Source organism: Flavobacterium phragmitis, from assembly GCF_900112575.1.
In the GTDB taxonomy this organism is placed as follows: Bacteria; Bacteroidota; Bacteroidia; order Flavobacteriales; family Flavobacteriaceae; genus Flavobacterium; species Flavobacterium phragmitis.
Genome location: NZ_FOMH01000004.1, coordinates 343,357 through 367,268, shown reverse-complemented (window position 1 = coordinate 367,268; position 23,912 = coordinate 343,357). Strand labels below are relative to the sequence as shown.

19 protein-coding genes and 4 tRNA genes are annotated in these 23,912 nt (G+C 35.1%); 2 read left to right on the top strand and 21 right to left on the bottom strand.

Features of this window, described 5'->3' with window-relative positions:
• Positions 1–2: 2 nt before the first annotated feature.
• Complete coding sequence (locus tag BM289_RS09770; RefSeq protein ID WP_091492777.1) at positions 3–956, bottom strand: AAA family ATPase; 954 nt, start codon at positions 954–956, stop codon at positions 3–5.
• A gap of 78 nt (positions 957–1,034) precedes the next feature.
• A complete protein-coding gene (locus BM289_RS09765) occupies positions 1,035–2,468 on the bottom strand; it encodes a peptidylprolyl isomerase (protein ID WP_091492775.1) in 1,434 nt (477 codons plus the stop codon).
• 472 nt (positions 2,469–2,940) lie between these two features.
• On the opposite strand from BM289_RS09765, the gene BM289_RS09760 reads away from it, so the two are divergent.
• Positions 2,941–4,383 carry an alpha-amylase gene (locus BM289_RS09760; RefSeq protein WP_091492773.1) on the top strand — a complete coding sequence of 481 codons (1,443 nt, stop codon included), beginning with the start codon at positions 2,941–2,943 and terminating at the stop codon, positions 4,381–4,383.
• A 148-nt stretch (positions 4,384–4,531) separates the two neighbouring features.
• Positions 4,532–6,124 carry a peptide chain release factor 3 gene (locus BM289_RS09755; protein ID WP_091492772.1) on the top strand — a complete coding sequence of 531 codons (1,593 nt, stop codon included), beginning with the start codon at positions 4,532–4,534 and terminating at the stop codon, positions 6,122–6,124.
• Between the two features lie 89 nt (positions 6,125–6,213).
• On the opposite strand, the gene BM289_RS09750 is transcribed toward BM289_RS09755, so the two are convergent.
• From BM289_RS09750 to BM289_RS09660, 19 genes are all read right to left on the bottom strand, one after another.
• Entirely contained in the window at positions 6,214–6,948 is a 735-nt protein-coding gene (locus BM289_RS09750; protein WP_091492770.1) for a hypothetical protein, read from the bottom strand.
• Between the two features lie 360 nt (positions 6,949–7,308).
• Positions 7,309–7,620, bottom strand: coding sequence for a DUF3467 domain-containing protein (locus BM289_RS09745; protein ID WP_012024017.1), 312 nt, complete (start codon positions 7,618–7,620; stop codon positions 7,309–7,311).
• Positions 7,621–7,630: 10 nt separating this feature from the next.
• Entirely contained in the window at positions 7,631–11,938 is a 4,308-nt protein-coding gene (rpoC, locus tag BM289_RS09740) for a DNA-directed RNA polymerase subunit beta' (RefSeq protein WP_091492875.1), read from the bottom strand.
• Positions 11,939–12,225: 287 nt separating this feature from the next.
• Positions 12,226–16,038 (bottom strand): DNA-directed RNA polymerase subunit beta, encoded by a 3,813-nt coding sequence (gene rpoB, locus BM289_RS09735; RefSeq protein WP_091492769.1) that lies wholly within the window; start codon positions 16,036–16,038, stop codon positions 12,226–12,228.
• A 267-nt stretch (positions 16,039–16,305) separates the two neighbouring features.
• Positions 16,306–16,677 (bottom strand): 50S ribosomal protein L7/L12, encoded by a 372-nt coding sequence (rplL, locus tag BM289_RS09730; protein ID WP_008466917.1) that lies wholly within the window; start codon positions 16,675–16,677, stop codon positions 16,306–16,308.
• 93 nt (positions 16,678–16,770) lie between these two features.
• Positions 16,771–17,274, bottom strand: coding sequence for a 50S ribosomal protein L10 (gene rplJ / locus BM289_RS09725; RefSeq protein WP_091492767.1), 504 nt, complete (start codon positions 17,272–17,274; stop codon positions 16,771–16,773).
• Between the two features lie 22 nt (positions 17,275–17,296).
• Positions 17,297–17,986 (bottom strand): 50S ribosomal protein L1, encoded by a 690-nt coding sequence (rplA, locus tag BM289_RS09720; RefSeq protein WP_025572415.1) that lies wholly within the window; start codon positions 17,984–17,986, stop codon positions 17,297–17,299.
• 13 nt (positions 17,987–17,999) lie between these two features.
• Positions 18,000–18,437, bottom strand: coding sequence for a 50S ribosomal protein L11 (gene rplK, locus BM289_RS09715; protein ID WP_008466923.1), 438 nt, complete (start codon positions 18,435–18,437; stop codon positions 18,000–18,002).
• A 67-nt stretch (positions 18,438–18,504) separates the two neighbouring features.
• Positions 18,505–19,056 carry a transcription termination/antitermination protein NusG gene (nusG, locus tag BM289_RS09710; RefSeq protein ID WP_008466925.1) on the bottom strand — a complete coding sequence of 184 codons (552 nt, stop codon included), beginning with the start codon at positions 19,054–19,056 and terminating at the stop codon, positions 18,505–18,507.
• Between the two features lie 10 nt (positions 19,057–19,066).
• Positions 19,067–19,264, bottom strand: coding sequence for a preprotein translocase subunit SecE (secE, locus tag BM289_RS09705; protein ID WP_008466927.1), 198 nt, complete (start codon positions 19,262–19,264; stop codon positions 19,067–19,069).
• Between the two features lie 18 nt (positions 19,265–19,282).
• Positions 19,283–19,353 (bottom strand) — tRNA-Trp (locus BM289_RS09700).
• 55 nt (positions 19,354–19,408) lie between these two features.
• Positions 19,409–20,596, bottom strand: coding sequence for an elongation factor Tu (gene tuf, locus BM289_RS09695; protein WP_091492765.1), 1,188 nt, complete (start codon positions 20,594–20,596; stop codon positions 19,409–19,411).
• Positions 20,597–20,651: 55 nt separating this feature from the next.
• Positions 20,652–20,723: transfer RNA gene (locus tag BM289_RS09690), tRNA-Thr, on the bottom strand.
• Between the two features lie 84 nt (positions 20,724–20,807).
• A tRNA-Tyr gene (locus tag BM289_RS09685) sits at positions 20,808–20,888 on the bottom strand.
• Between the two features lie 60 nt (positions 20,889–20,948).
• Positions 20,949–21,022: transfer RNA gene (locus tag BM289_RS09680), tRNA-Thr, on the bottom strand.
• A gap of 90 nt (positions 21,023–21,112) precedes the next feature.
• A complete protein-coding gene (gene hpf, locus BM289_RS09675) occupies positions 21,113–21,415 on the bottom strand; it encodes a ribosome hibernation-promoting factor, HPF/YfiA family (RefSeq protein WP_008466930.1) in 303 nt (100 codons plus the stop codon).
• Positions 21,416–21,449: 34 nt separating this feature from the next.
• A complete protein-coding gene (locus tag BM289_RS09670; protein ID WP_091492764.1) occupies positions 21,450–22,343 on the bottom strand; it encodes a tyrosine-type recombinase/integrase in 894 nt (297 codons plus the stop codon).
• 99 nt (positions 22,344–22,442) lie between these two features.
• A complete protein-coding gene (gene rpsU, locus BM289_RS09665; protein WP_026730435.1) occupies positions 22,443–22,637 on the bottom strand; it encodes a 30S ribosomal protein S21 in 195 nt (64 codons plus the stop codon).
• A gap of 125 nt (positions 22,638–22,762) precedes the next feature.
• The gene (locus BM289_RS09660; RefSeq protein ID WP_091492762.1) at positions 22,763–23,905 is read right to left on the bottom strand and encodes an acyl-CoA dehydrogenase family protein; all 1,143 of its coding nucleotides are present in this window, start codon (positions 23,903–23,905) and stop codon (positions 22,763–22,765) included.
• Between the last annotated feature and the right edge of the window lie 7 nt (positions 23,906–23,912).

Genomic DNA, 23,912 nt, shown 5'->3' with positions numbered 1-23,912 from the left:
CCTTACATCAGCTTCTTGATAATAACTTCTTCGGTTATTCCTTCTGCATCTGCTTTGTAATTTTTAATAATTCTATGACGTAAAATTCCCGTTGCTACAGCCTGAACATCTTCAATATCTGGTGAAAATTTACCATTAAAAGCGGCGTGTGCTTTTGCAGCTAAAATTAAGTTTTGCGAAGCTCTAGGACCTGCTCCCCAATCTAGATAATTTTTCACAAAATCGTTTGTCAGAGCATTATCTGGACGTGTTTTACTTACTAAAGTTACCGCATATTTGATAACATTATCTGCTACAGGAATTCTACGGATTAAATGTTGAAAATCGATAATTTCCTGTGCTGTAAACAATGGAGTAATCTCAGTTTTTACGTCAGAAGTCGTTCTTTTAACGACTTGAACTTCTTCTTCAAAAGTTGGATATTCTAATTTTATGGCAAACATAAAACGATCTAACTGCGCCTCAGGTAACGGGTATGTCCCTTCCTGCTCAATTGGGTTTTGCGTAGCCAAAACAAAATAAGGCAAATCTAATTTATGGTGTTGTCCAGCAATTGTTACTGATCTTTCCTGCATAGCTTCAAGCAAAGCAGCCTGAGTTTTAGGGGGGGTTCTGTTGATCTCATCCGCTAAAATGATATTAGAAAAAATAGGACCTTTTATAAATTTGAAATTTCTATTCTCATCCAAAATTTCACTTCCTAAAATATCAGAAGGCATTAAATCTGGCGTAAACTGAATTCTTTTAAAATCTAAACCTAAAGCTTGAGATAATGTATTAATCATTAAGGTTTTTGCCAGACCTGGAACACCAATTAAAAGTGCGTGTCCTCCAGAAAATATGCAAAGTAAAATTTGATCTACAACGGCGTCCTGCCCTACTATTATTTTCGCTATCTCTTTTTTTAATTCGTTTCTTTTTTGAACTAAATTGTGAATTGCTGTTACGTCAGACATTTATGAGTGTATTTAAAATTAAAAAGAGTTAATTCTATGAATTCATAAAACTAACTCTTTTTATTTATTTAATAAAAATTATTTTTTCAACCAGTTGTTTGCGAATTCACATTCTTTGTACTCGCCAATAATTTTAATGTAAGTGTCTTTAATCTTATTATCAAACCATTTTGCAATAGCATTAATCTGCTTTTCTTTTAATGCTAATTCTTTGATTTTAGTATAATCTTTAGCATAATCTGCAGTATGATCTTCTATACGGTTTGTAACTGTAATCAGTTTATATGTTTTCTTTCCTTTATCATCAGTATTTAAAAGTGGCTGAGAAACCTCATTTCCTTTTAAATTAGAAACCTGACTGTATAAAGTTGGATCCATTTTTGTCAATTCAAAACGTGTATCCTGAGTTGTAGGATTTACCAAAGTTCCTCCATTTGCTCTTGTCTCTTTTTCATCAGATTCTGTTCTAGCTGCATCTGCAAATGAAATCTCGTTACCTACAATTTTATTTCTAATATTGATAATTCTCTCTTTTGCTTCTTTTAAAGCGGCATCAGAAACAGTTGGAGAAATCAAGATATGACGTAATTCAACCTCTTGTCCTTTAATTTTTTCTACCATAATAATATGATATCCAAAAGTTGTTTCAAACGGCTCTGAAATTTCGCCTGCCTGTAAACTGAATGCAACATCCTTAAATTCTTTTACGAAAGGAGTTTTTCTTGTCATTTTATAATATCCTCCATTAGGAGAAGACCCCGGGTCTTGAGAATATAAAACTGCTTTTGTAGCAAAACTAGAACCGTCCAGTACATCTTGTTTTATAGACTTTAATCTATCAATAACTTTTTGCTTATCTTCTTTAGAAACCTTTGGTTCCACAACAATTTGAGCTACTTCCATTTCAGCTCCAAAAGTTGGCAATTCATCTTTTGGTATTTTTTTAAAGAAATTACGAACTTCTTCAGGCGTAATTTCTACATCTTTAATGATTTTATCTCTCATTTCCTGAGCAAGTTTCTGCTCTTTTAAGATGTCTGCAAAATAAGTTTTAAATTCCTCTACAGAACTTTTTTTATAGTACTCAACAACTTTATTGATATCTCCTCCTACTTGCTGCGTCATATAATTTAAACGCTCTTCCATCATACCTCTAATCTCGGCATCACTAACAATAATACTATCCTGAATTGCTTGGTGAGCATATAATTTGTCTTCCAGCAATTTTCCAAGCATTTGGCATCTTGTAATGTCTTTTATAGATCCACCTTGCGCTGTAATTTCTAAAAATCCTTTGTCAATATCAGAATCCAAAACAATATAGTCTCCTACTGTTGCGATAATTCCGTCTACTTTTAATTTTCCACCAGTAGGTGTTTCAGCCGGTTTTTGAGCAACAACATCAGGAATTACTTCTTGTGCAGTGATAATTGGAGCACAAAAAAGAAAAAAACAAATTGCTAGTGCAAACTTGTAATCAATTGTTTTTAACTGGAACTTTTTTAATAACATTATTTTAAATTTTATTTGAATGTAAGCCTGTTTTTATATAATCTGTATTAGTTATGTTTTAAAATAATTCTTCAAACATAAATAATTAAAGTATAGTTCTTTTCTAACTTATAACGAACAAAAATAACAATTCAATTACATAATACAACTATCTGATATACTATTAACAAAAAATTATGGGATACTGAGATCTTGTTTGATTAATGATCATTGGAAATCGACTGAAACTTTTTCATCATGGATTTTCTTCCTTGAATAAAACACTAATTATAAGCGATATAAAAAAACTTCTCAACACTACAACGTTTTCGTAATAAACTATTTTCTTACAAATTGAAATGATATCAAAAAAAACATACTTTAGATGCGTAATTATCAATTTTAAAAGCTTAAAAATGAAAATACATCTGTTTTTAACGCGAAAGAGTTCAGTAATTACAAAAAAAACTATTTAACTAAACCACAATCTATTATGAAAAAACCTATTGTAAAACTGTGCATGGTTACTATTATCTCTGGATTATTGTTTTCATGTTCACAAAATGAAATCAATGAATCTGACGCAAAAGCGGAAAGTCAAAATTTTAAAGTGATTGATGTTACGCATCACGATGGAAAACCTTTTAGCACAGGAACTTCAAATTCTTCTCCGACTGGAAAATATGTTGATAATCCCGGAGGCGGTGTCATGATGCAGGCTTTTTATTGGGATGTTCCTGCCGGAGGGAATTGGTGGAACACCATAAGTAGCAAAGTAACCGCGTGGGGCAATGCTGGAATTGGTTCTATCTGGCTTCCGCCTGCTTCAAAGGCACAGAACGGAGCTTTTTCTATGGGATACGACCCGACAGATTACTTTGATTTTGGAGATTACAATCAAAATGGAAGTACTGAAACTCGCTTTGGTTCTAAAGCTGAGTTGGTCAGTTTAATTACAGCTGCCCATAATGAAAACATTAAAGTTTATGCAGATATTGTAATCAATCACAACAGTGGGGGACAATCTGAAGCAAATCCGTTTACAGGCACAAATACCTGGACTAATTTTACAGGAGTTGCTTCGGGTAAATTTCCTCGTAACTATAATGATTTTTATAAAAACAGTTACGGAAATAATGATGAAGGATCTTTTGGAGGATTTCCTGATTTATGCCATGCTGCGCCAAATGTTCAGAACTGGCTATGGCTACGTGCTGACGGAGTTGGAAAGTATTATAAAAACACTATGAAATTTGATGGCTGGAGATTCGACTACGTTAAAGGTTTCGGTCCTTGGGTTGTCAACGCTTGGAATACTAATGTTGGAGGTTTTTCAGTTGGTGAATATTGGGATTCTAACGTAAACACATTGGAATGGTGGGCCAATAACGCAAACAGTTCTGTATTTGACTTTGCATGCTACTACAAAATGAATGACGCTTTTGACGGAAATAATCTAGCATTATTAAATGACGATATGATGTGGAAACGAAATCCTTACAGAGCCGTAACTTTTGTAACCAACCATGATACCGATGAAATCTGGAACAAATTATTAGCTTACTCCTATATATTAACCCACGAAGGTTATCCAACAATTTTCTACAGAGATTATGAAGAATGGCTGGACAAAAACAAACTAAATAACCTAATCTGGATTCATAACAATAAAGCAACAGGAACGACTTCTATTTTATATTCTGACAATGACGAATATGTTGCAAGAAGAAATGGTTATAATGGGAATCCTGGTTTGGTTGTCTATATCAATAATTCAGATGTTTGGCAGGAAAGATGGATTCAGACCAATTGGGCCAGTACGCAAATAAAAGATTTTACAGGAAATTCTTCTTGGTATCCAACTACGCAATCCGATAAATGGGTAAAAATACAATGTCCTCCAAAGGGATATTCCATTTGGTCAATTAATCAGTAATTTCAAAAATGACTATTTAAGGCTGTTGCAAAACAGCCTTATTTTTTTTCTAAAAAACTTCGAACAAGAAAGACTTCCCAAATTTAAGAAGTGAATATTTTTATAAAGTCGTATTTAATAGTACTTTTGCAACCTATTTATACGAAATATGAGCTTTTTAAAAGAAATACAACGCAGAAGAACATTTGGAATTATCTCGCACCCCGATGCCGGTAAAACAACTTTAACTGAAAAATTACTGCTGTTTGGAGGTGCTATTCAGGAAGCGGGAGCTGTAAAAAACAACAAAATCAAAAAAGGAGCAACGAGTGACTTCATGGAAATCGAACGCCAAAGAGGTATCTCGGTTTCGACTTCTGTACTTGCTTTTAATTATAAAGACAAAAAAATCAATATCCTTGATACTCCTGGACACAAGGATTTTGCTGAAGATACTTTTAGAACTTTGACCGCTGTTGATAGCGTAATCGTTGTAATTGACGTTGCAAAAGGGGTTGAGGAACAAACAGAAAAATTAGTTGCAGTTTGTAGAATGCGTAACATTCCAATGATTGTTTTCATCAACAAATTAGATCGTGAAGGTAAAGATGCTTTTGATCTAATGGATGAAGTTGAACAAAAATTAGGTTTAAAAGTTACGCCGTTAAGTTTCCCAATCGGAATGGGTTATGATTTTCAGGGAATTTATAATCTTTGGGAAGAGAACATCAACCTTTTTAGTGGAGACAGCCGTAAAAACATTGAAGAAACAATTGCTTTTTCTGACGTACAGAATAATCCTGAACTAGATAAAATTGTGGGAGAAAAAGCGGCTAACAAACTTCGTGAAGAATTAGAATTGATTGATGAAGTTTATCCAAAATTTGAACGTCAGGATTATTTGGATGGAAAAATTCAGCCTGTGTTTTTTGGTTCAGCTTTAAACAACTTTGGAGTTCGCGAATTATTAGATTGTTTTATAACAATCGCTCCGTCTCCAAGAGCAAAAGATTCTGAAACTCGTACAGTTGAGCCTACAGAAGAAAAAATGTCTGGATTTGTTTTCAAAATCCATGCAAACATGGATCCAAAACACCGCGACCGTTTAGCATTTATCAAAATTGTTTCGGGAACTTTTGAAAGAAACAAACCTTATTATCACGTTCGCCAAAAGAAAAATTTAAAATTCTCTAGTCCGAATGCATTCTTCGCAGAGAAAAAAGAGATTGTTGACATTTCGTATCCAGGAGATATTGTTGGTCTACACGATACTGGAAACTTTAAAATTGGAGATACATTAACTGAAGGCGAAATCATGAGCTTTAAAGGTATCCCAAGTTTCTCTCCAGAGCACTTTAGATATATTAACAATGCTGATCCAATGAAAGCTAAGCAATTGGAAAAAGGTGTTGATCAGTTAATGGATGAGGGAGTTGCTCAGTTGTTTACTTTAGAAATGAATAATCGTAAAGTTATCGGAACGGTTGGTGCTCTTCAATACGAGGTTATTCAATATCGTTTGGAGCATGAATACGGAGCAAAATGTACTTACGAAAACTTCCCTGTTCATAAAGCTTGCTGGGTAAAACCTGATGATGCTAAAAATGAGGAATTCAAAGAATTTAAACGTATCAAACAAAAATTCTTAGCTCATGATAAATACGGGCAACTAGTATTCTTAGCTGATTCTGATTTTACTATTCAAATGACACAAAGTAAATATCCAACTGTGAAATTATACTTTACATCGGAATTTGATTAATTCTTTTGGAAGAAAATAATATATAAAGGCTGTCAATTTTATTATGACAGCCTTTTTCATTTATATTCCCCACAATGCAAATTTTATTATTATCGCGTATAATTAATTCCTAATCCTCCCGCGATATAAATTCTGTTAAACTCTTCTGCATCAATAATTATGTTTTTTATCAAAACATTATTTTTAGCCGACTTTATATCAAAGGCTATTTCTTTTGAAAGATAATAATCATTGGCTGTAATTGTAACCATTATCGTTTTACTATCCTTTAAAACTTTGGTTTCTATTGAAAATTCACCTGTTTTAGGATTTACTTTCACAGGATTTTGCGAGTTATTAAAAGTAATCATTAAATTAGAGTATACTTCTTTATCAAAAGATTTATTTGTTTTTGCTTCTAACAGTTTCCCTTTAATGATTAATGAAATTTCTTGATTTCGAGTTTGATTATAAGCTATTTTACCTACTTTGTAAGGATTCGGTTTTGGGCAGTTTATTTCTGTTTTAACAGCTTCTTTTTCTTGTGCTGAAAGGTTTGATGCCAACAAAACAGATGCAGCAACAGCCGCATATTTTAAAGTATTGATTTTTGATGTTTCATTGTACACAAATTCTTCTTTCAATTGAGTCGTTTTTAATCGAGCGCATATGCTTTTATCCTTATTTTCTGCAATAAATTTGGCTACTTCAGCATTCGTTTTTTTACTTAAATCAATTACATTCTTCATACACGAACTGCAAAATGACCCCTGCGAATTTGGAATCATTTTATCAAAATTTTCAGAACAAGGATCTGCTATTTCTAAGGTGAATTTCTTTTTCATACACTACTTTATTTATAAGTTAAAAACTTTCAAGATTCTTTCTTACTTATATAGAGTATCTTTTTTATAAAAAGGTTGGGCAACCAAGAAACTTTTTCCACAATCCTTGTAACAATCTCATTCTTAGATATAAAAAAAGCGCTAATATTTAAATTAGCGCTTTCCTTTAATTTGAATTAAATCTAACCTTACTAAGTCATTATATTTCAAAAATTAATCTTTCATAGGAACTACTAAAATAATTCAACATAAGAATCAGAAGAAATTTTGTCGATTAAAGTAAATTAAATCGGATAAAATGCATTATTATAAATCATTGTAGCAAAAAAAAGCCCCATTCAAAAAATGGGGCTTTAAAATTTATGCTTGTCCCGCAGGACCAAAATTAAGCGGAATTGGTGCTTGTTCCGTTTCTTTGATTTCGCCATGAGCGGCTTCAAATCTATGGATATTTTCCCCTATTGCTCTCAATAATCTTTTAGCATGTTGTGGTGTCAAGACAATTCTTGACTTTACCTTGGCTTTAGGAATCCCTGGCATAATACTCACAAAATCTAAAACAAACTCTGATGATGAGTGATTAATAATTGCTAGATTAGAATAAATTCCTTCTGCAATAGTTTCGTCTAACTCGATATTAATTTGCTCTTGTTGTTGTTTCGGATTACTCATAGTTTCCTAATTAATAAATGTACTCTTCTTTATTAGCCATCATTTCGTTGTAATCGTCTTTAGATCCTACAATAGTGTTATCGTATTCTCTCATACCAGTTCCCGCAGGAATTCTGTGTCCAACAATTACATTTTCTTTTAATCCTTCTAAATCATCTACTTTACCAGCTACTGCAGCTTCGTTAAGTACTTTCGTTGTCTCCTGGAATGAAGCCGCAGAAATGAATGATTTAGTTTGTAACGAAGCTCTTGTAATACCTTGTAAAACTGGCGTTGCAGTTGCAGTAATTACATCTCTTGCTACAACAAGATTTTTATCTGTACGTTTCAATAATGAATTTTCATCACGTAATTCACGAGGCGTAATAATCTGACCTGGTTTCAATACAGAAGAATCTCCAGCATCTTCAACCACTTTCATTCCGTATAATTTATCATTTTGAAGGATAAAGTCTTTAGTATGGATCAATTGATCTTCTAAGAATAGAGTATCTCCTGGATCTTCAACTTTAACTTTACGCATCATTTGACGAATTACAACCTCAAAGTGTTTGTCATTGATTTTTACCCCTTGTAGACGGTAAACCTCTTGAATTTCATTAACCAAATACTGTTGAACAGCAGCTGGCCCTTGAATTCTTAAGATATCGTCTGGTGTAATTGCACCGTCAGACAATGGAACTCCCGCTCTTACGAAGTCATTCTCTTGTACTAAGATTTGGCTTGAAAGTTTAACTAAATACTTTTTAACCTCACCAAATTTAGACTCGATAACGATCTCACGGTTACCTCTCTTAATTTTTCCGAAAGATACAACACCATCAATTTCAGATACAACTGCTGGGTTTGAAGGGTTACGAGCCTCAAGAAGCTCAGTAATTCTTGGTAAACCTCCCGTGATATCGCCTGCTTTAGAAGAACGACGTGGGATTTTCACTAATACTTTACCTGCTTTAATTTTCTCACCATTCTCAACCATTAAGTGTGCACCTACTGGCAAGTTGTATGAACGAATCAATTCACCTTCTTTACCATAAACTAATAAAGTTGGGATTAATTTTTTGTTTCTAGCCTCAGAAATTACTTTTTCTTGGAAACCAGTCTGCTCATCGATCTCAACCATGAACGATTGTCCTTGCTCTAAATCTTCGTAAGCAATCTTACCAGTAAATTCAGAAACAATTACACCGTTATATGGATCCCATTTACAGATTACAGTTCCTTTAGCAACAGTTTCTCCATCTCCAACGAAGATACTAGAACCGTAAGGAATGTTATGTGTATTTAAAACAATTCCAGTTTTCTCGTCAACTAATTTCAACTCAGTTGAACGTGATACAACGATATCAACTTCGTTACCTTCACTATCTTCTCCTTTAACTGTTTTTAAATCTTCAATTTCAAGTCTACCTGCGAATCTTGTAACAATACTAGACTCTTCAGAGATACCTCCAGCAACCCCTCCAACGTGGAACGTACGAAGTGTCAACTGTGTACCTGGCTCTCCAATAGACTGAGCTGCAATAACTCCGACAGCTTCACCTCTTTGTGTCATCTTACCAGTAGCTAAGTTTCTACCGTAACATTTCGCACAAATTCCTTTTAAAGCTTCACAAGTTAATGGAGATCTAACTTCTACTTTCTCAATTGGAGAAGCTTCGATAGTTCTCATAATTGATTCTGTAATTTGTTCTCCAGATTTAACCATTACTTCATTAGTAAGAGGATTAATAACGTCTTGTAATGCAACACGTCCTAGAATTCTCTCTCCTAAAGATTCAACGATTTCCTCATTTTTCTTCAATGCTGCAACTTCAACACCTCTTAAAGTTCCACAATCCTCGATGTTAACAATAACATCTTGAGAAACGTCATGAAGCCTTCTTGTTAAGTAACCAGCATCGGCCGTTTTAAGAGCCGTATCCGCAAGACCTTTACGAGCACCGTGAGTAGAAATGAAGTACTCAAGGATCGAAAGACCTTCCTTAAAGTTAGAAAGAATCGGGTTTTCAATAATCTCACCACCACCAGCAGTAGATTTTTTAGGCTTAGCCATCAAACCACGCATACCAGTTAACTGACGAATCTGCTCCTTAGAACCCCTCGCCCCAGAGTCAAGCATCATATATACAGAGTTGAAACCTTGCTGGTCTTCTCTAATATTTTTCATTGCTAATTCTGTTAACTGCGCATTTGCTGAAGTCCATACGTCAATAACTTGGTTGTAACGCTCGTTATTTGTGATAAGACCCATGTTATAGTTAGTTGAGATACCTTCAACTTGCTCTCTAGCATCTGCAATTAACTTTGTTTTTTGTTCTGGAATTCTAATATCACCTAAAGAGAATGATAAACCTCCTCTAAATGCAAATTTATAACCCATATCTTTCATATTATCCAAGAAAGCTGCCGTTGTAGGTACATCAGTCACACTTAAAATGTGTCCGATAATATCTCTAAGGTTTTTCTTAGTCAATACGTCGTTGATATATCCAGCCGCTTCAGGTACTACTTCGTTAAATAATACACGTCCCGCAGTTGTCTGGATGATTTTGTACACTAATTCTCCGTTATCATTAAAATCTTTTGCTCTAATTTTCACACGAGCATTCAATTCTAATCTTCCTTCGTTTAATGCAATATTTACTTCTTCAGCAGAATAAAAAGTTAAATCCTGACCGATAATTTTGTGATCTTCTGTAGAAATACGCTCTTTGGTCATATAGTATAGACCCAAGACCATGTCCTGAGAAGGTACAGTAATTGGAGCACCATTTGCAGGGTTCAAGATATTGTGAGAAGCCAACATTAATAATTGTGCCTCCAAAATAGCCTCTGGCCCTAATGGTAAGTGAACCGCCATCTGGTCACCATCGAAATCGGCGTTGAAAGCCGTACATACTAATGGGTGTAACTGGATTGCTTTTCCTTCAATTAATTTTGGTTGGAATGCCTGAATACCAAGTCTGTGCAAAGTAGGAGCACGGTTAAGTAATACTGGGTGTCCTTTAATTACATTTTCAAGGATATCCCAAACTACTGGCTCTTTTTTGTCAATGATTTTCTTAGCAGATTTTACTGTTTTTACAATACCTCTTTCGATCAATTTACGGATAACGAAAGGTTTGTATAATTCAGAAGCCATATCTTTTGGCAATCCGCACTCATATAATTTCAACTCTGGACCAACGACGATTACCGAACGAGCAGAATAATCCACACGTTTACCAAGTAAGTTTTGACGGAAACGTCCTTGCTTACCTTTTAATGAGTCAGATAATGATTTTAATGGTCTGTTTGATTCTGTTTTAACAGCAGAAGCTTTACGTGTGTTATCGAATAATGAATCTACAGATTCTTGTAACATACGTTTCTCGTTTCTTAAGATAACTTCTGGAGCTTTAATCTCCATTAATCTTTTCAAACGGTTATTACGGATGATTACACGACGATATAAATCGTTCAAATCTGAAGTTGCAAAACGACCTCCATCAAGTGGCACAAGCGGGCGTAATTCTGGCGGAATAACTGGAACCACTTTCATAATCATCCATTCTGGACGATTTTCGCGGTTTTCGTTAGACTCACGGAAAGATTCAACAACTTGTAATCTTTTTAAAGCCTCAGTTTTTCTTTGTTTAGAAGTCTCATTGTTAGCGCTGTGTCTTAATTCATAAGATAAAGCATCTAGGTCAATACGAGCTAATAAATCCATAATACACTCTGCTCCCATTTTGGCAACAAATTTATTAGGATCTAAATCATCTAAATATTGGTTTTCTTGAGGAAGAGTATCTAAAATGTTTAAGTATTCTTCTTCAGTTAAGAAATCTAATCTTTGTAATGATTCTCCATCTGCATTCTTAGCGATACCTGGCTGAATTACTACGTATCTTTCGTAGTAAATGATCATATCTAATTTCTTAGATGGAAGACCAAGGATATAACCAATTTTGTTTGGAAGAGAACGGAAGTACCAGATATGAGCAATTGGCACAACAAGGTTGATGTGTCCTACTCTATCACGACGTACTTTTTTCTCAGTAACTTCAACACCACAACGGTCACATATGATACCTTTGTAACGAATTCTTTTATACTTACCACAAGCACATTCAAAATCTTTTACTGGTCCGAAGATTCTTTCGCAGAAAAGTCCGTCACGCTCTGGTTTGTGCGTTCTATAGTTGATTGTTTCTGGCTTTAAAACCTCTCCTCTTGATTCTTTCAAGATAGATTCTGGTGAAGCCAATCCAATAGAGATTTTGTTAAATCTTTTTACTGGATTCTTATCTTTATTGTTTCTATTATTCATCATAGTTTTTACTATTGATTTACTGCTGTTAAAAATTGATTTTAGATTTTCATAATCTCCATCTTTCAAAAATTGCTTTCAAAAGAGTTAAATCATCGCGCTTACCTCGGTTTACTTCTCTAAACCTCAAACTCTTATTTGAGGTGCTAGTTATAAAATGCCCTGCATTATTATAAAAAATCGGAACGGGTTACGGGTATAAATCTTAAAAACTTTAATATTTAGTAATAGTCAGCAGTCTCAGTTTTCAGCGTTAACTGAATACTGAAACTGCGACTGAAAACTTTTATTTATTCTTCCAAACGAAGATCTAATCCTAGACCTTTCAATTCGTGCATTAATACATTGAATGATTCTGGTAAACCTGGTTCTGGCATAGTTTCACCCTTAACGATAGCCTCGTAAGTTTTAGCTCTACCAATAACGTCATCAGACTTAACAGTTAGGATCTCACGTAGAGTACTAGAAGCTCCATAAGCCTCAAGTGCCCAAACCTCCATCTCTCCGAAACGCTGACCTCCAAATTGAGCTTTACCTCCAAGTGGCTGTTGCGTAATCAATGAGTATGGTCCAATAGAACGTGCGTGCATCTTATCGTCAACCATGTGTCCTAATTTAAGCATGTAAATTACACCCACAGTTGCTTTTTGTGCAAAACGCTCTCCAGTACCACCATCATATAGGTAAGTATGTCCGAAACGTGGTACTCCAGCTTCATCAGTCAAGGCGTTGATCTCATCAAGAGAAGCTCCGTCGAAGATTGGAGTAGCAAATTTTCTACCCAAGTTCATACCAGCCCATCCTAATACAGTCTCATAAATCTGACCAATGTTCATACGTGAAGGTACCCCAAGTGGATTCAATACGATATCTACTGGTGTTCCATCTTCTAAGAAAGGCATATCTTCGTGGCGAACGATTCTAGCAACAATACCTTTGTTACCGTGACGACCCGCCATTTTATCACCCACTTTTAACTTACGTTTTTTAGCGATATAGATTTTAGCCAATTTCAAGATTCCAGATGGTAATTCATCTCCAACTGTAATAGTAAATTTCTCTCTTCTTAAAGCTCCTTGTAAGTCGTTCAGCTTAATTTTATAGTTATGAATCAAATCATTAACCATTTTATTTGTAGCATCATCAGCAACCCACTGACCTTTGCTTAAGTGAGCAAAATCTTCTACTGCGTAAAGCATTTTTTGAGTATATTTTTTACCTTTTGGTAAAACTTCTTCACCCAAATCGTTCATTACACCTTGAGATGTTTTTCCGTTAACGATCAAGAATAATTTCTCAACCAATCTGTCTTTTAATTCAACAAATTTAGTTTCGAACTCCATTTCTAAAGCGCCTAAAGCATCTTTATCCTGAGTACGTTTACGTTTATCTTTTACGGCTCTTGCAAATAATTTTTTGTCAAGAACTACACCATGTAAAGATGGAGAAGCTTTTAATGAAGCATCTTTTACGTCACCAGCTTTATCTCCGAAGATTGCACGAAGCAATTTCTCCTCTGGAGTTGGATCTGATTCTCCTTTTGGCGTAATTTTTCCGATCAAAATGTCGCCAGGTTTAACCTCTGCTCCAATTCTAATCATACCGTTTTCATCTAAATCTTTAGTAGCTTCTTCAGAAACGTTAGGAATATCGTTTGTTAACTCTTCGTTTCCTAATTTAGTATCTCTAACCTCTAATGAATAATCATCAACGTGGATAGATGTAAAAATATCATCACGAACTACTTTTTCAGAAATTACAATCGCATCCTCGAAATTGTACCCTTTCCATGGCATGAACGCAACTTTTAAGTTTCTACCTAAAGCTAATTCTCCATTTTGAGTAGCATATCCTTCAGACAATACTTGTCCAGGAACAACTCTGTCACCTCTTCTTACGATAGGTTTCAAGTTGATACTTGTACCTTGATTGGTTTTTCTAAATTTAATTAAGTTGTACGTTTTCTCATCAGCATCAAAACTAACCATTCTCTCGTCTTCTGTACGATCGTATTTAATAGTAATGATATTAGCATCTACGTATTCAACAGTACCATGCCCTTCAGCATTGATCAATACTCTTGAATCAGAAGCTACCTGACGCTCTAAACCTGTACCAACAATCGGCGCTTCAGGACGGATCAACGGAACTGCCTGACGCATCATGTTTGATCCCATCAACGCACGGTTCGCATCATCATGCTCCAAGAAAGGAATCAAAGATGCAGAAATCGAAGCGATCTGGTTAGGAGCAACGTCTGTATAATGTACTGAACTTGGTTCAACAACCGGAAAGTCACCCTCTTCACGAGCAATAACGTTACTAGCTGTAATTTTACCTGAAGCATCCATATCAATGTTTGCCTGAGCAATCATTTTACCTTCTTCTTCTTCAGCACTTAAATAGATTGGTGCACTTTCTAAATCAACTACACCATCTGTTACTTTACGGTATGGAGTTTCAATGAATCCCATTCCGTTTACTTTTGCATAAACACCCAGAGATGAAATCAAACCAATGTTTGGTCCCTCAGGAGTTTCAATCGGACATAAACGACCATAGTGAGTATAGTGAACGTCACGAACCTCGAAACCAGCTCTCTCTCTCGAAAGTCCACCTGGTCCAAGTGCAGAAAGTCTTCTTTTGTGTGTAATCTCAGCTAATGGATTCGTTTGATCCATAAATTGAGATAACTGGTTAGTACCAAAGAAAGAGTTGATAACTGATGATAATGTTTTAGCATTAATCAAATCAATTGGTGTAAACACCTCGTTATCTCTAACGTTCATTCTCTCACGAATAGTTCTAGCCATACGAGCTAAACCAACACCGAATTGTTGAGACAATTGTTCTCCAACTGTTCTAACACGACGGTTTGATAAGTGATCGATATCATCAATCTCAGCTTTAGAGTTGATCAACTCGATCAAATATTTAACGATTGTAATGATATCCTCTTTAGTAAGCACTTGCTTATCCATAGGGATATCTAAATCTAATTTCTTGTTCATTCTGTAACGACCAACTTCACCTAAGTTATAACGTTGATCAGAGAAGAACAATTTATCTATAATACCACGAGCAGTTTCCTCATCAGGCGGTTCAGCATTACGCAACTGACGGTAAATGTGCTCTACAGCTTCTTTTTCAGAGTTTGTAGGGTCTTTTTGTAACGTGTTGTGGATAATAGCATAATCTGCTTGGTTATTATCCTCTTTGTGTAACAAAATAGATTTTACGTTAGAATCGATGATCTCTTCAACATTATCTTTGTCGATAATTGTATCACGATCAAGGATGATTTCGTTACGCTCGATAGAAACTACCTCTCCAGTATCTTCATCTACGAAATCCTCGTGCCAAGTGTTCAAAACACGCGCAGCAAGTCTTCTTCCAATATATTTCTTAATACCAGTTTTAGAAACTTTAATTTCTTCAGCTAAGTCGAAAATTTCAAGGATATCCTTATCTCTTTCGAAACCGATAGCACGGAATAAAGTCGTTACAGGTAATTTTTTCTTTCTATCGATATACGCGTACATTACGCTGTTAATATCAGTAGAGAATTCTATCCAAGAACCTTTAAAAGGAATTACTCTGGCAGAATAAAGTTTAGTTCCATTTGCGTGGAATGACTGTCCAAAGAAAACCCCTGGAGAACGGTGTAATTGAGATACTACAACACGCTCGGCACCATTAATAACAAAAGTACCACTAGGAGTCATGTAAGGAATTGTTCCAAGATAAACATCTTGTACAATAGTTTCAAAATCTTCGTGTTCTGGATCTGTACAGTATAGTTTTAACCTAGCTTTTAAAGGCACACTATAAGTAAGACCTCTCTCTATACATTCTTGAATTGTATAACGTGGCGGATCAACAAAATAATCTAGGAATTCCAATACAAAGTTGTTTCTTGTATCTGTAATTGGGAAGTTTTCCATGAAGGTATTGTATAACCCTTCGTTGCCTCTTTCGTCAGATTTCGTTTCTAATTGAAAGAAATCTTTAAAAGATTTAACCTGAACATCTAAGAAATCCGGATAGTCAGGGATATTTTTTGTAGAGGCAAAATTCAATCTTTCAGTCTGATTTGTTATCATCAATGGACAAAATTTTGATTAAAAAAAAGTAATTTATTTTTGTGTAAATACACACTGTTTAATCTATACTTTCTTAATTATAATCAATACATCTTTAAAAATAAAACAAGTAAAATAGGTTTGATTTTCTTTCTTCGTATTGATCAAAAACTTTTTCGTATTTTAAACTATGGGATAATAAAATTTAAATATTTTATTATACGAAAAATGGTTTAGGCCTTTGAGTGTTAACTCAAGACCTAAACCTAGTTCTTAAACTGAGTTTAATTATTTAAGCTCAACAGTAGCTCCAGCCTCTTCTAAAGATTTTTTAAGACCTTCAGCCTCTTCTTTAGAAACACCTTCTTTAACGTTGCTTGGTGCACCGTCAACTACGTCTTTAGCTTCTTTAAGACCTAAACCAGTTAATTCTTTAACTAATTTTACAACAGCTAATTTAGAAGCTCCTGCATCTTTCAATACAACTGTAAATTCAGTTTGTGCTTCTTCAGCAGCACCGTCTCCACCACCAGCAGCAACTACTACAGCTGCAGCAGCAGGCTCGATACCATACTCGTCTTTTAATATTGTTGCTAATTCGTTAACTTCTTTAACTGTTAAGTTAACTAATTGTTCTGCGAATTGTTTCAAATCTGCCATTTTTTCTATCGTTTAAAATGATTTGTAAAAAATATAATTTATTTATTGTGCGCTAATTAAGCAGTAAGAAAGTATTCTTTCCTACGTTGATAATTACTCTGCTCCTTCTTCTTCGCTTCCTGCGAATTTGTTTTGTAAAGCAGAAATAATTCTTTGAGCTGGAGATTGTAACAATCCAATGATTTCTCCGATAAGCTCTTCTTTAGATTTAATTGTAGCCAATGCATCTAATTGGTTATCCCCAATATATACTTCAGAATTGATGTAAGCTCCTTTTAAAACTGGTTTATCAGATTTCTTACGGAAATCTTTGATAATTTTTCCAGGTGCGTTAGCAACATCAGAAATGAAGATAGCACTGTTACCTGATAAAACTGTAGGTAAATCACCATAATCATTATCAGAAGCTTCCATTGCTTTTGCAAGCAAAGTGTTCTTTACAACTTCTAATTTGATACCTGCTTTGAAACAAGCTCTACGTAAGTTTGAAGTTGTCTCTGCGTTTAAACCAGAAATATCAGAAATGTAAATGATATTTGTACCAGCTAACTGCGCAGTTAAATTTTCAATCGCGATTGATTTTTCTTCTCTAGTCATACTAAAAATTTTTAACTACCAATTATACTGCTTTTGGGTCTAATGCAATAGCAGGACTCATTGTGCTTGTAAGGTGGATACCTTTAATGTATGTACCTTTAGCAGCAGTTGGTTTAAGTTTTATTAATGTTTGAATAATTTCGTGTGCGTTGTCAACAATCTGCTCAGCTCCAAAAGAAACTTTACCGATTCCTGCGTGTACGATACCAGTTTTATCAACCTTAAAGTCAATTTTACCAGCTTTAACTTCTTGAACAGCTTTAGCAACATCCATAGTAACTGTACCTGTCTTAGGGTTTGGCATTAAACCTCTAGGTCCTAAAATACGACCTAATGGACCTAATTTACCCATAACAGCAGGCATAGTAATGATCACATCAACATCTGTCCAACCGTCTTTAATTTTTTGTAAGTAATCGTCAAGACCAACGTGATCTGCTCCAGCTTCTCTTGCTTCAGCTTCTTTATCTGGAGTAACCAATGCTAATACTTTAACGTCTTTTCCTGTTCCGTGAGGTAAAGTAACTACACCTCTAACCATTTGATTCGCTTTTCTTGGATCAACACCCAAACGAACTGCGATATCAACAGACTCATCAAATTTTGCAGAAGCAACAACTTTAATTAATGCAGCAGCATCTTTTAAAGAGTATAATTTGTTCTTTTCAATTTTTGAAGCAGCCTCTTTTTGCTTTTTTGTTAATTTTGCCATTTCTTTTTCTTAATTAAAAAGGAGCATCTCCTGATACAGTTATACCCATAGATCTAGCTGTTCCAGCAACCATACTCATAGCTTTCTCAATTGTGAAAGCGTTTAAGTCTGGCATTTTGTCTTCAGCAATAGTTCTAATTTGTTCCCAAGTAACGCTAGCTACTTTTTTACGATTAGGCTCACCAGAACCAGATTTTAGCTTCGCAGCTTCCATTAACTGAACTGCTGCTGGAGGAGTCTTAACAACAAAATCAAATGATTTGTCTTTGTACACAGTGATTTGCACTGGACAAATTTTGCCAGGTTTATCTTGAGTTCTAGCATTAAATTGCTTACAAAACTCCATGATGTTAACCCCAGCAGCTCCTAAAGCAGGTCCAACCGGTGGCGACGGGTTCGCAGCACCTCCCTTAACTTGTAGTTTAACTACCTTACTAATTTCTTTAGCCATTTTTAAAAAATTTAACACTGTAATCAATGGAAGCGATTACAATGGTTTATTATAGTGTAACAAAAAATTATACTTTTTCTACTTGCATAAAACTTAATTCTAATGGAGTTTTTCTTCCGAAAATCTTAACCATTACTTCAAGCTTACGCTTCTCTTCATTGATTTTTTCAACAGATCCATTAAATCCGTTGAAAGGTCCATCAATAACCTTAACCGTTTCACCAACACTAAATGGAATAGAACGAGTGTCTGTATTAACAGCCAATTCATCCACTTTTCCTAACATACGGTTTACTTCAGAAAGTCTCAAAGGAACAGGTTCTCCGCCCTTAGTTTCTCCTAAAAATCCAATAACACTAGTAATTGACTTAATAATATGAGGAATCTCACCAACTAAGTTAGCTTCGATCATAACATATCCAGGAAAATACACTTTATCCTTAGATGATTTTTTCCCATCTTTTACAGTAACTACTTTTTCAGTAGGAACTAAAACCTGAGAAACATAATCCTCCATACCTAATCTCGCAATCTCAGTCTCGATATAAGCTTTCACTTTATTTTCTTGACCACTAACCGCTCTAACTACGTACCATTTTTTCACATTATTATCTGCCATCACAAAAAAATTATCCTTTTAACCAGTTAAAAAATCCAGCCAAAGCTTTTGCAAAAAATTCGTCTACTCCCCAAGTTGCCAAAGCGAATAAAATCGAAAATACAGCCACAACAATTGTCAATTTTTGTACTTCAGCCCAAGCTGGCCAAGTAACATTTGACTTTAACTCTTCGAAAGCCTCTGATAAATAATTAGTAACTTTTGTCATTTGATATATTTTTTATTGCACGGGCGGAGGGATTCGAACCCCCATCAACGGTTTTGGAGACCGCTATTCTACCCTTGAACTACGCCCGTAATTAAAGCCAGTGATTAAAAAATAATCACTGGCTTCTTATTTATTTTAATAGAATTACTCTACGATTTCAGTAACCTGACCAGCACCAACTGTTCTACCACCTTCACGGATAGCGAAACGTAAACCTACGTTCATAGCGATTGGGCTTAATAAAGCAACCTCAATAGTTAAGTTATCACCTGGCATTACCATCTCTACACCTGCTGGTAAAGAAATAACTCCTGTTACGTCAGTTGTACGTACGTAGAACTGTGGACGGTAGTTATTGTGGAATGGAGTGTGACGTCCACCTTCTTCTTTTTTCAAGATATAAACCTCAGCTTTGAATTTAGAGTGTGGTTTTACTGAACCTGGCTTAATGATAACCATACCTCTTTTGATGTCTGATTTATCAATACCTCTTAACAATAAACCTACGTTATCTCCAGCTTCACCTCTATCAAGGATTTTACGGAACATCTCAACTCCTGTAATAGTAGAAGTTAATTTTTCAGCTCCCATACCAATGATTTCAACAGGATCTCCAGTGTTAGCAACTCCAGTTTCGATACGACCTGTAGCAACAGTTCCACGACCTGTAATTGTAAATACGTCCTCAACTGGCATCAAGAATGGTTTAGCAACGTCACGTACTGGCTCTTCGATCCAGTTGTCAACAGCTTCCATTAATTCGATAATTTTAGGTACCCAGTTTGGATCATTATTTAATCCTCCTAAAGCAGAACCTTGAACTACAGGACCATTATCTCCATCATATTCGTAGAAAGATAATAAATCTCTAATTTCCATTTCAACAAGCTCTAACAACTCAGCATCATCAACCATATCCACTTTGTTCATGAAAACAACGATTCTTGGAATACCAACCTGACGTCCTAAAAGGATGTGCTCACGAGTTTGTGGCATTGGACCATCTGTAGCAGCAACTACTAAGATAGCTCCGTCCATTTGAGCAGCTCCAGTAACCATGTTCTTTACGTAATCCGCGTGACCTGGACAGTCAACGTGAGCGTAGTGACGGTTAGCCGTTTCGTACTCTACGTGAGATGTATTGATAGTAATACCTCTTTCTTTCTCCTCTGGAGCGTTATCGATTTGATCAAACGATTTTGCTTGACAGTAACCAGCATCTGACAATACTTTAGTGATTGCAGCAGTTAATGTAGTTTTTCCGTGATCTACGTGTCCAATTGTACCTATGTTTAAGTGCGGTTTGGAACGATTAAAATTCTCCTTTGCCATTTTACTTAATTTTTAATCTTAGTTATATATTAATTTTCAATTTCCTACTTACTTGAGCCAATGTCGGGATTTGAACCCGAGACCTCTTCCTTACCAAGGAAGCACTCTACCCCTGAGCTACACCGGCAGAGAGTTCTGATTTTAGATTTCTGAATTTAGATTTTAGATTTTTAAAAATCTAAAACCCAAAACCTTAACCTCTTTTTTTTTGTGGGGAGAGCAGGATTCGAACCTGCGAAGTTTTCACAGCAGATTTACAGTCTGCCCTCGTTGGCCGCTTGAGTATCTCCCCTAATTTTAAAATTCCATTATTTTAAAGAACCAAATTTCAAATCGCATTTGAAATTTTCCGAGCCGATAGAGGGACTCGAACCCACGACCTGCTGATTACAAATCAGCTGCTCTAGCCAGCTGAGCTACATCGGCGAATGCATTAAAAAAGTCCGCTATTTCTAACGGACTGCAAATGTAGCTATTTTATCTTTTAATCAAAACATTTTTCAAAAAAAATTTAAATTAAATATGTGCTCTTATTTTTTCCTTCCTTTTCACAAGTAAACGTTCTAACGATTCTGCTGAAAGCTCAACCGCCTCTTCAAATGTTTTGCACTGTTTTTTTACCAAAAAATCATCACCGGGAACATTAATCTTTATCTCCACAACCTTATTCTCTTTATCACTCGTTCTTTCAACTTTCAAAAAAACATCTGACGAAACCACTCGGTCGTAGTATTTTTCCAACTTACCCATTCTTTCCTGAATAAAATCGACCAATTTTCTGTCAACAGTAAAGTTAACTGCATGAACATCTACCTTCATAATACAAATTTTAGGATTTAACATTTTAGAGTTATCATTCCCCTCTTGGATGCGCCCCTTTATACACTTTTTTAAGCTCCGCCAAACTATTATGAGTATAAACCTGTGTAGACGCCAAACTAGAATGCCCTAACAACTCTTTAACTGAATTCAAATCTGCCCCGTTATTTAATAAGTGAGTTGCAAAAGTATGACGAAGCACATGCGGACTTTTTTTCACCTTTTCCGAGACCCTACTAAAGTATGAATTTATTAAACGATAAACAAAAGATTCACTCAATTTTAATCCTTTTTTGGAAATAAAAAAATAATCAAAATCCACCACATTATCCAAACCATCCCTTTCCTTTATATAAACCCTAATTTGATTGAGTATTACTGGCAGAACAGGAATAATTCGCTCTTTATTTCTCTTTCCCAACACTTTTATAACACCAGCAGAAAGATCCACATTTTTAATCATCAAATGAATCAGTTCCGCACGACGCATTCCTGTCACATAAAACATCTCCACAATAAGCTTATCCCTCACTTCCTCAAAACCAACTGGAAGATCTATTTCACTCAACAGATCCTTTAATTCTTTTTCAGAAAAAGGAACCTGAACCACTTTCGGAACTTTTAAAGCCTTATGTTTCAACATTGGATTAATCTCAATTTGTCTGGATTTCAACAAAAACTTATAAAAAGCCTTCAAAGAAGCCATCTTTCTATTTATCGACACATTCGAAATCCCCTGATCAACCAAAAAAACAATCCAGCTCCTAACCTGACTGTAACTAACTATATCAATATTTTCCTGCTCAAAACTTTCACTAACAAAAGATTCAAAAGACACAACATCATTCAAATAAGCCTGCACAGTATGCACAGAATATTTTTTCTCCAGCAAAAGATAATCCTCAAAAGCTTCTTTATTTGTTTTCATAAAAGTCAAAAATCTCAGTATTAAGCACAAAAAAACCGTTAGAATCAAAATTAAAACATTTTGACCACTAACGGTAATTATTTTTTGAAAAGCTAAATATTAACTTTCTAAGCTATCTTTCAAACCTTGAATGTAAGCAGCTTTTTGAATTTGAGCTCTTTTGATAACAGAAGGCTTAATAAAAGCAGTACGTGCTCTTAGTTGACGAACAGTTCCTGTTTTATCAAATTTTCTTTTATAGCGCTTTAATGCTCTATCGATATTTTCTCCGTCTTTAATTGGTATAATTAACATAATATAGACACCTCCTCTCGTTAAGGCTGCAAATGTAAAAATTAATTATTAATTATAAGCTATAAAATTTAAATTATTTTTCTTTAGAGAATTAGGATATAGAAAAAAGAGAATGGACTACATTTTTATTCTTTCAATAAATTTCTAGAAATGACTACTTTTTGAATTTCGGTTGTTCCTTCTCCTATTGTACACAATTTAGAATCTCTGTAGAATTTTTCGACTGGAAAATCTTTAGTATATCCATAGCCACCATGAATTTGAACGGCATCATTGGCAATTTTTACGCAGGCTTCAGAAGCATACATTTTCGCCATTGCTCCTGCTGTAGTTACCTCTTTATGTTTTTGTTTCAAGTAGGCCGCTTTGTGAAGCAGTAATTCTGAGGCCTCTATTTCCGTTGCCATATCTGCCAATTTAAAGGATATCCCTTGAAAATTACTGATCGGCTGTCCGAACTGATGTCTTTCCTTTGAATACTTTAACGCTGCTTCGTAAGCACCTTTTGCAATACCCAACGATAACGCTCCAATAGAAATCCTTCCTCCGTCTAGAATTTTCATTGCCTGAACAAATCCCTGTCCAACTTCTCCTAATCTGTTTTCATCTGGAACTCGGCAGTTATCGAAAACCAACTCTGCAGTTTCACTGGCTCTCATTCCCAGCTTATTTTCTTTCTTTCCTGACGAAAAACCTTTCATCCCTTTTTCAAAAACAAAAGCCGTCATTCCTTTAGAATCTCCTTTTTCCCCTGTACGCACCACAACAACCGCTATATCTCCAGAGATTGCATGAGTTATGAAGTTTTTAGCTCCATTTACCACCCAATGATCACCATCTCTTACAGCCGTCGTATTCATTCCTCCAGCATCGGAGCCTGTATTATGTTCTGTCAAACCCCAAGCCCCAATATGCTCTGCTGTTGCTAATTTAGGAAGCCATTTTTTCTTTTGTTCTTCGTTTCCAAAAGTCAAAATATGATTTGTACATAACGAATTATGTGCTGCAACTGACAATCCTATTGATGGGTCTACTTTTGAAATTTCTTCAATTATAGTAACATATTCATGATAACCTAAACCAGAACCTCCATATTCTTCAGGAACTAAAACCCCCATAAATCCCATTTCTCCCAATTTCTTAAATAACGGAATTGGAAAAATCTGCGATTCATCCCACTCCATTATATAAGGTCTTATATTTTTTTCTGCAAAGTCTTTTATAGACTGTGCAATCATTAACTGTGTTTCGTTATATTCAAAATTCATTAGTTGC

Excerpts from the sequence above, each read along its gene's own strand:
- BM289_RS09670 (WP_091492764.1), bottom strand. The coding sequence starts at position 22,343 with ATGAAAACAAATAAAGAAGCTTTTGAGGATTATCTTTTGCTGGAGAAA.
- BM289_RS09750 (WP_091492770.1), bottom strand. The coding sequence starts at position 6,948 with ATGAAAAAGAAATTCACCTTAGAAATAGCAGATCCTTGTTCTGAAAAT.
- BM289_RS09745 (WP_012024017.1), bottom strand. The coding sequence starts at position 7,620 with ATGAGTAATCCGAAACAACAACAAGAGCAAATTAATATCGAGTTAGAC.
- rplJ (WP_091492767.1), bottom strand. The coding sequence starts at position 17,274 with ATGACTAGAGAAGAAAAATCAATCGCGATTGAAAATTTAACTGCGCAG.
- BM289_RS09765 (WP_091492775.1), bottom strand. The coding sequence starts at position 2,468 with ATGTTATTAAAAAAGTTCCAGTTAAAAACAATTGATTACAAGTTTGCA.
- rpoC (WP_091492875.1), bottom strand. The coding sequence starts at position 11,938 with ATGATGAATAATAGAAACAATAAAGATAAGAATCCAGTAAAAAGATTT.
- BM289_RS09755 (WP_091492772.1), top strand. The coding sequence starts at position 4,532 with ATGAGCTTTTTAAAAGAAATACAACGCAGAAGAACATTTGGAATTATC.
- secE (WP_008466927.1), bottom strand. The coding sequence starts at position 19,264 with ATGACAAAAGTTACTAATTATTTATCAGAGGCTTTCGAAGAGTTAAAG.
- BM289_RS09760 (WP_091492773.1), top strand. The coding sequence starts at position 2,941 with ATGAAAAAACCTATTGTAAAACTGTGCATGGTTACTATTATCTCTGGA.
- BM289_RS09660 (WP_091492762.1), bottom strand. The coding sequence starts at position 23,905 with ATGAATTTTGAATATAACGAAACACAGTTAATGATTGCACAGTCTATA.
- rplL (WP_008466917.1), bottom strand. The coding sequence starts at position 16,677 with ATGGCAGATTTGAAACAATTCGCAGAACAATTAGTTAACTTAACAGTT.
- rplA (WP_025572415.1), bottom strand. The coding sequence starts at position 17,986 with ATGGCAAAATTAACAAAAAAGCAAAAAGAGGCTGCTTCAAAAATTGAA.
- nusG (WP_008466925.1), bottom strand. The coding sequence starts at position 19,056 with ATGGCAGATAATAATGTGAAAAAATGGTACGTAGTTAGAGCGGTTAGT.
- rpoB (WP_091492769.1), bottom strand. The coding sequence starts at position 16,038 with ATGATAACAAATCAGACTGAAAGATTGAATTTTGCCTCTACAAAAAAT.
- BM289_RS09770 (WP_091492777.1), bottom strand. The coding sequence starts at position 956 with ATGTCTGACGTAACAGCAATTCACAATTTAGTTCAAAAAAGAAACGAA.
- rplK (WP_008466923.1), bottom strand. The coding sequence starts at position 18,437 with ATGGCTAAAGAAATTAGTAAGGTAGTTAAACTACAAGTTAAGGGAGGT.
- rpsU (WP_026730435.1), bottom strand. The coding sequence starts at position 22,637 with ATGTTAATTATACCAATTAAAGACGGAGAAAATATCGATAGAGCATTA.
- hpf (WP_008466930.1), bottom strand. The coding sequence starts at position 21,415 with ATGAAGGTAGATGTTCATGCAGTTAACTTTACTGTTGACAGAAAATTG.
- tuf (WP_091492765.1), bottom strand. The coding sequence starts at position 20,596 with ATGGCAAAGGAGAATTTTAATCGTTCCAAACCGCACTTAAACATAGGT.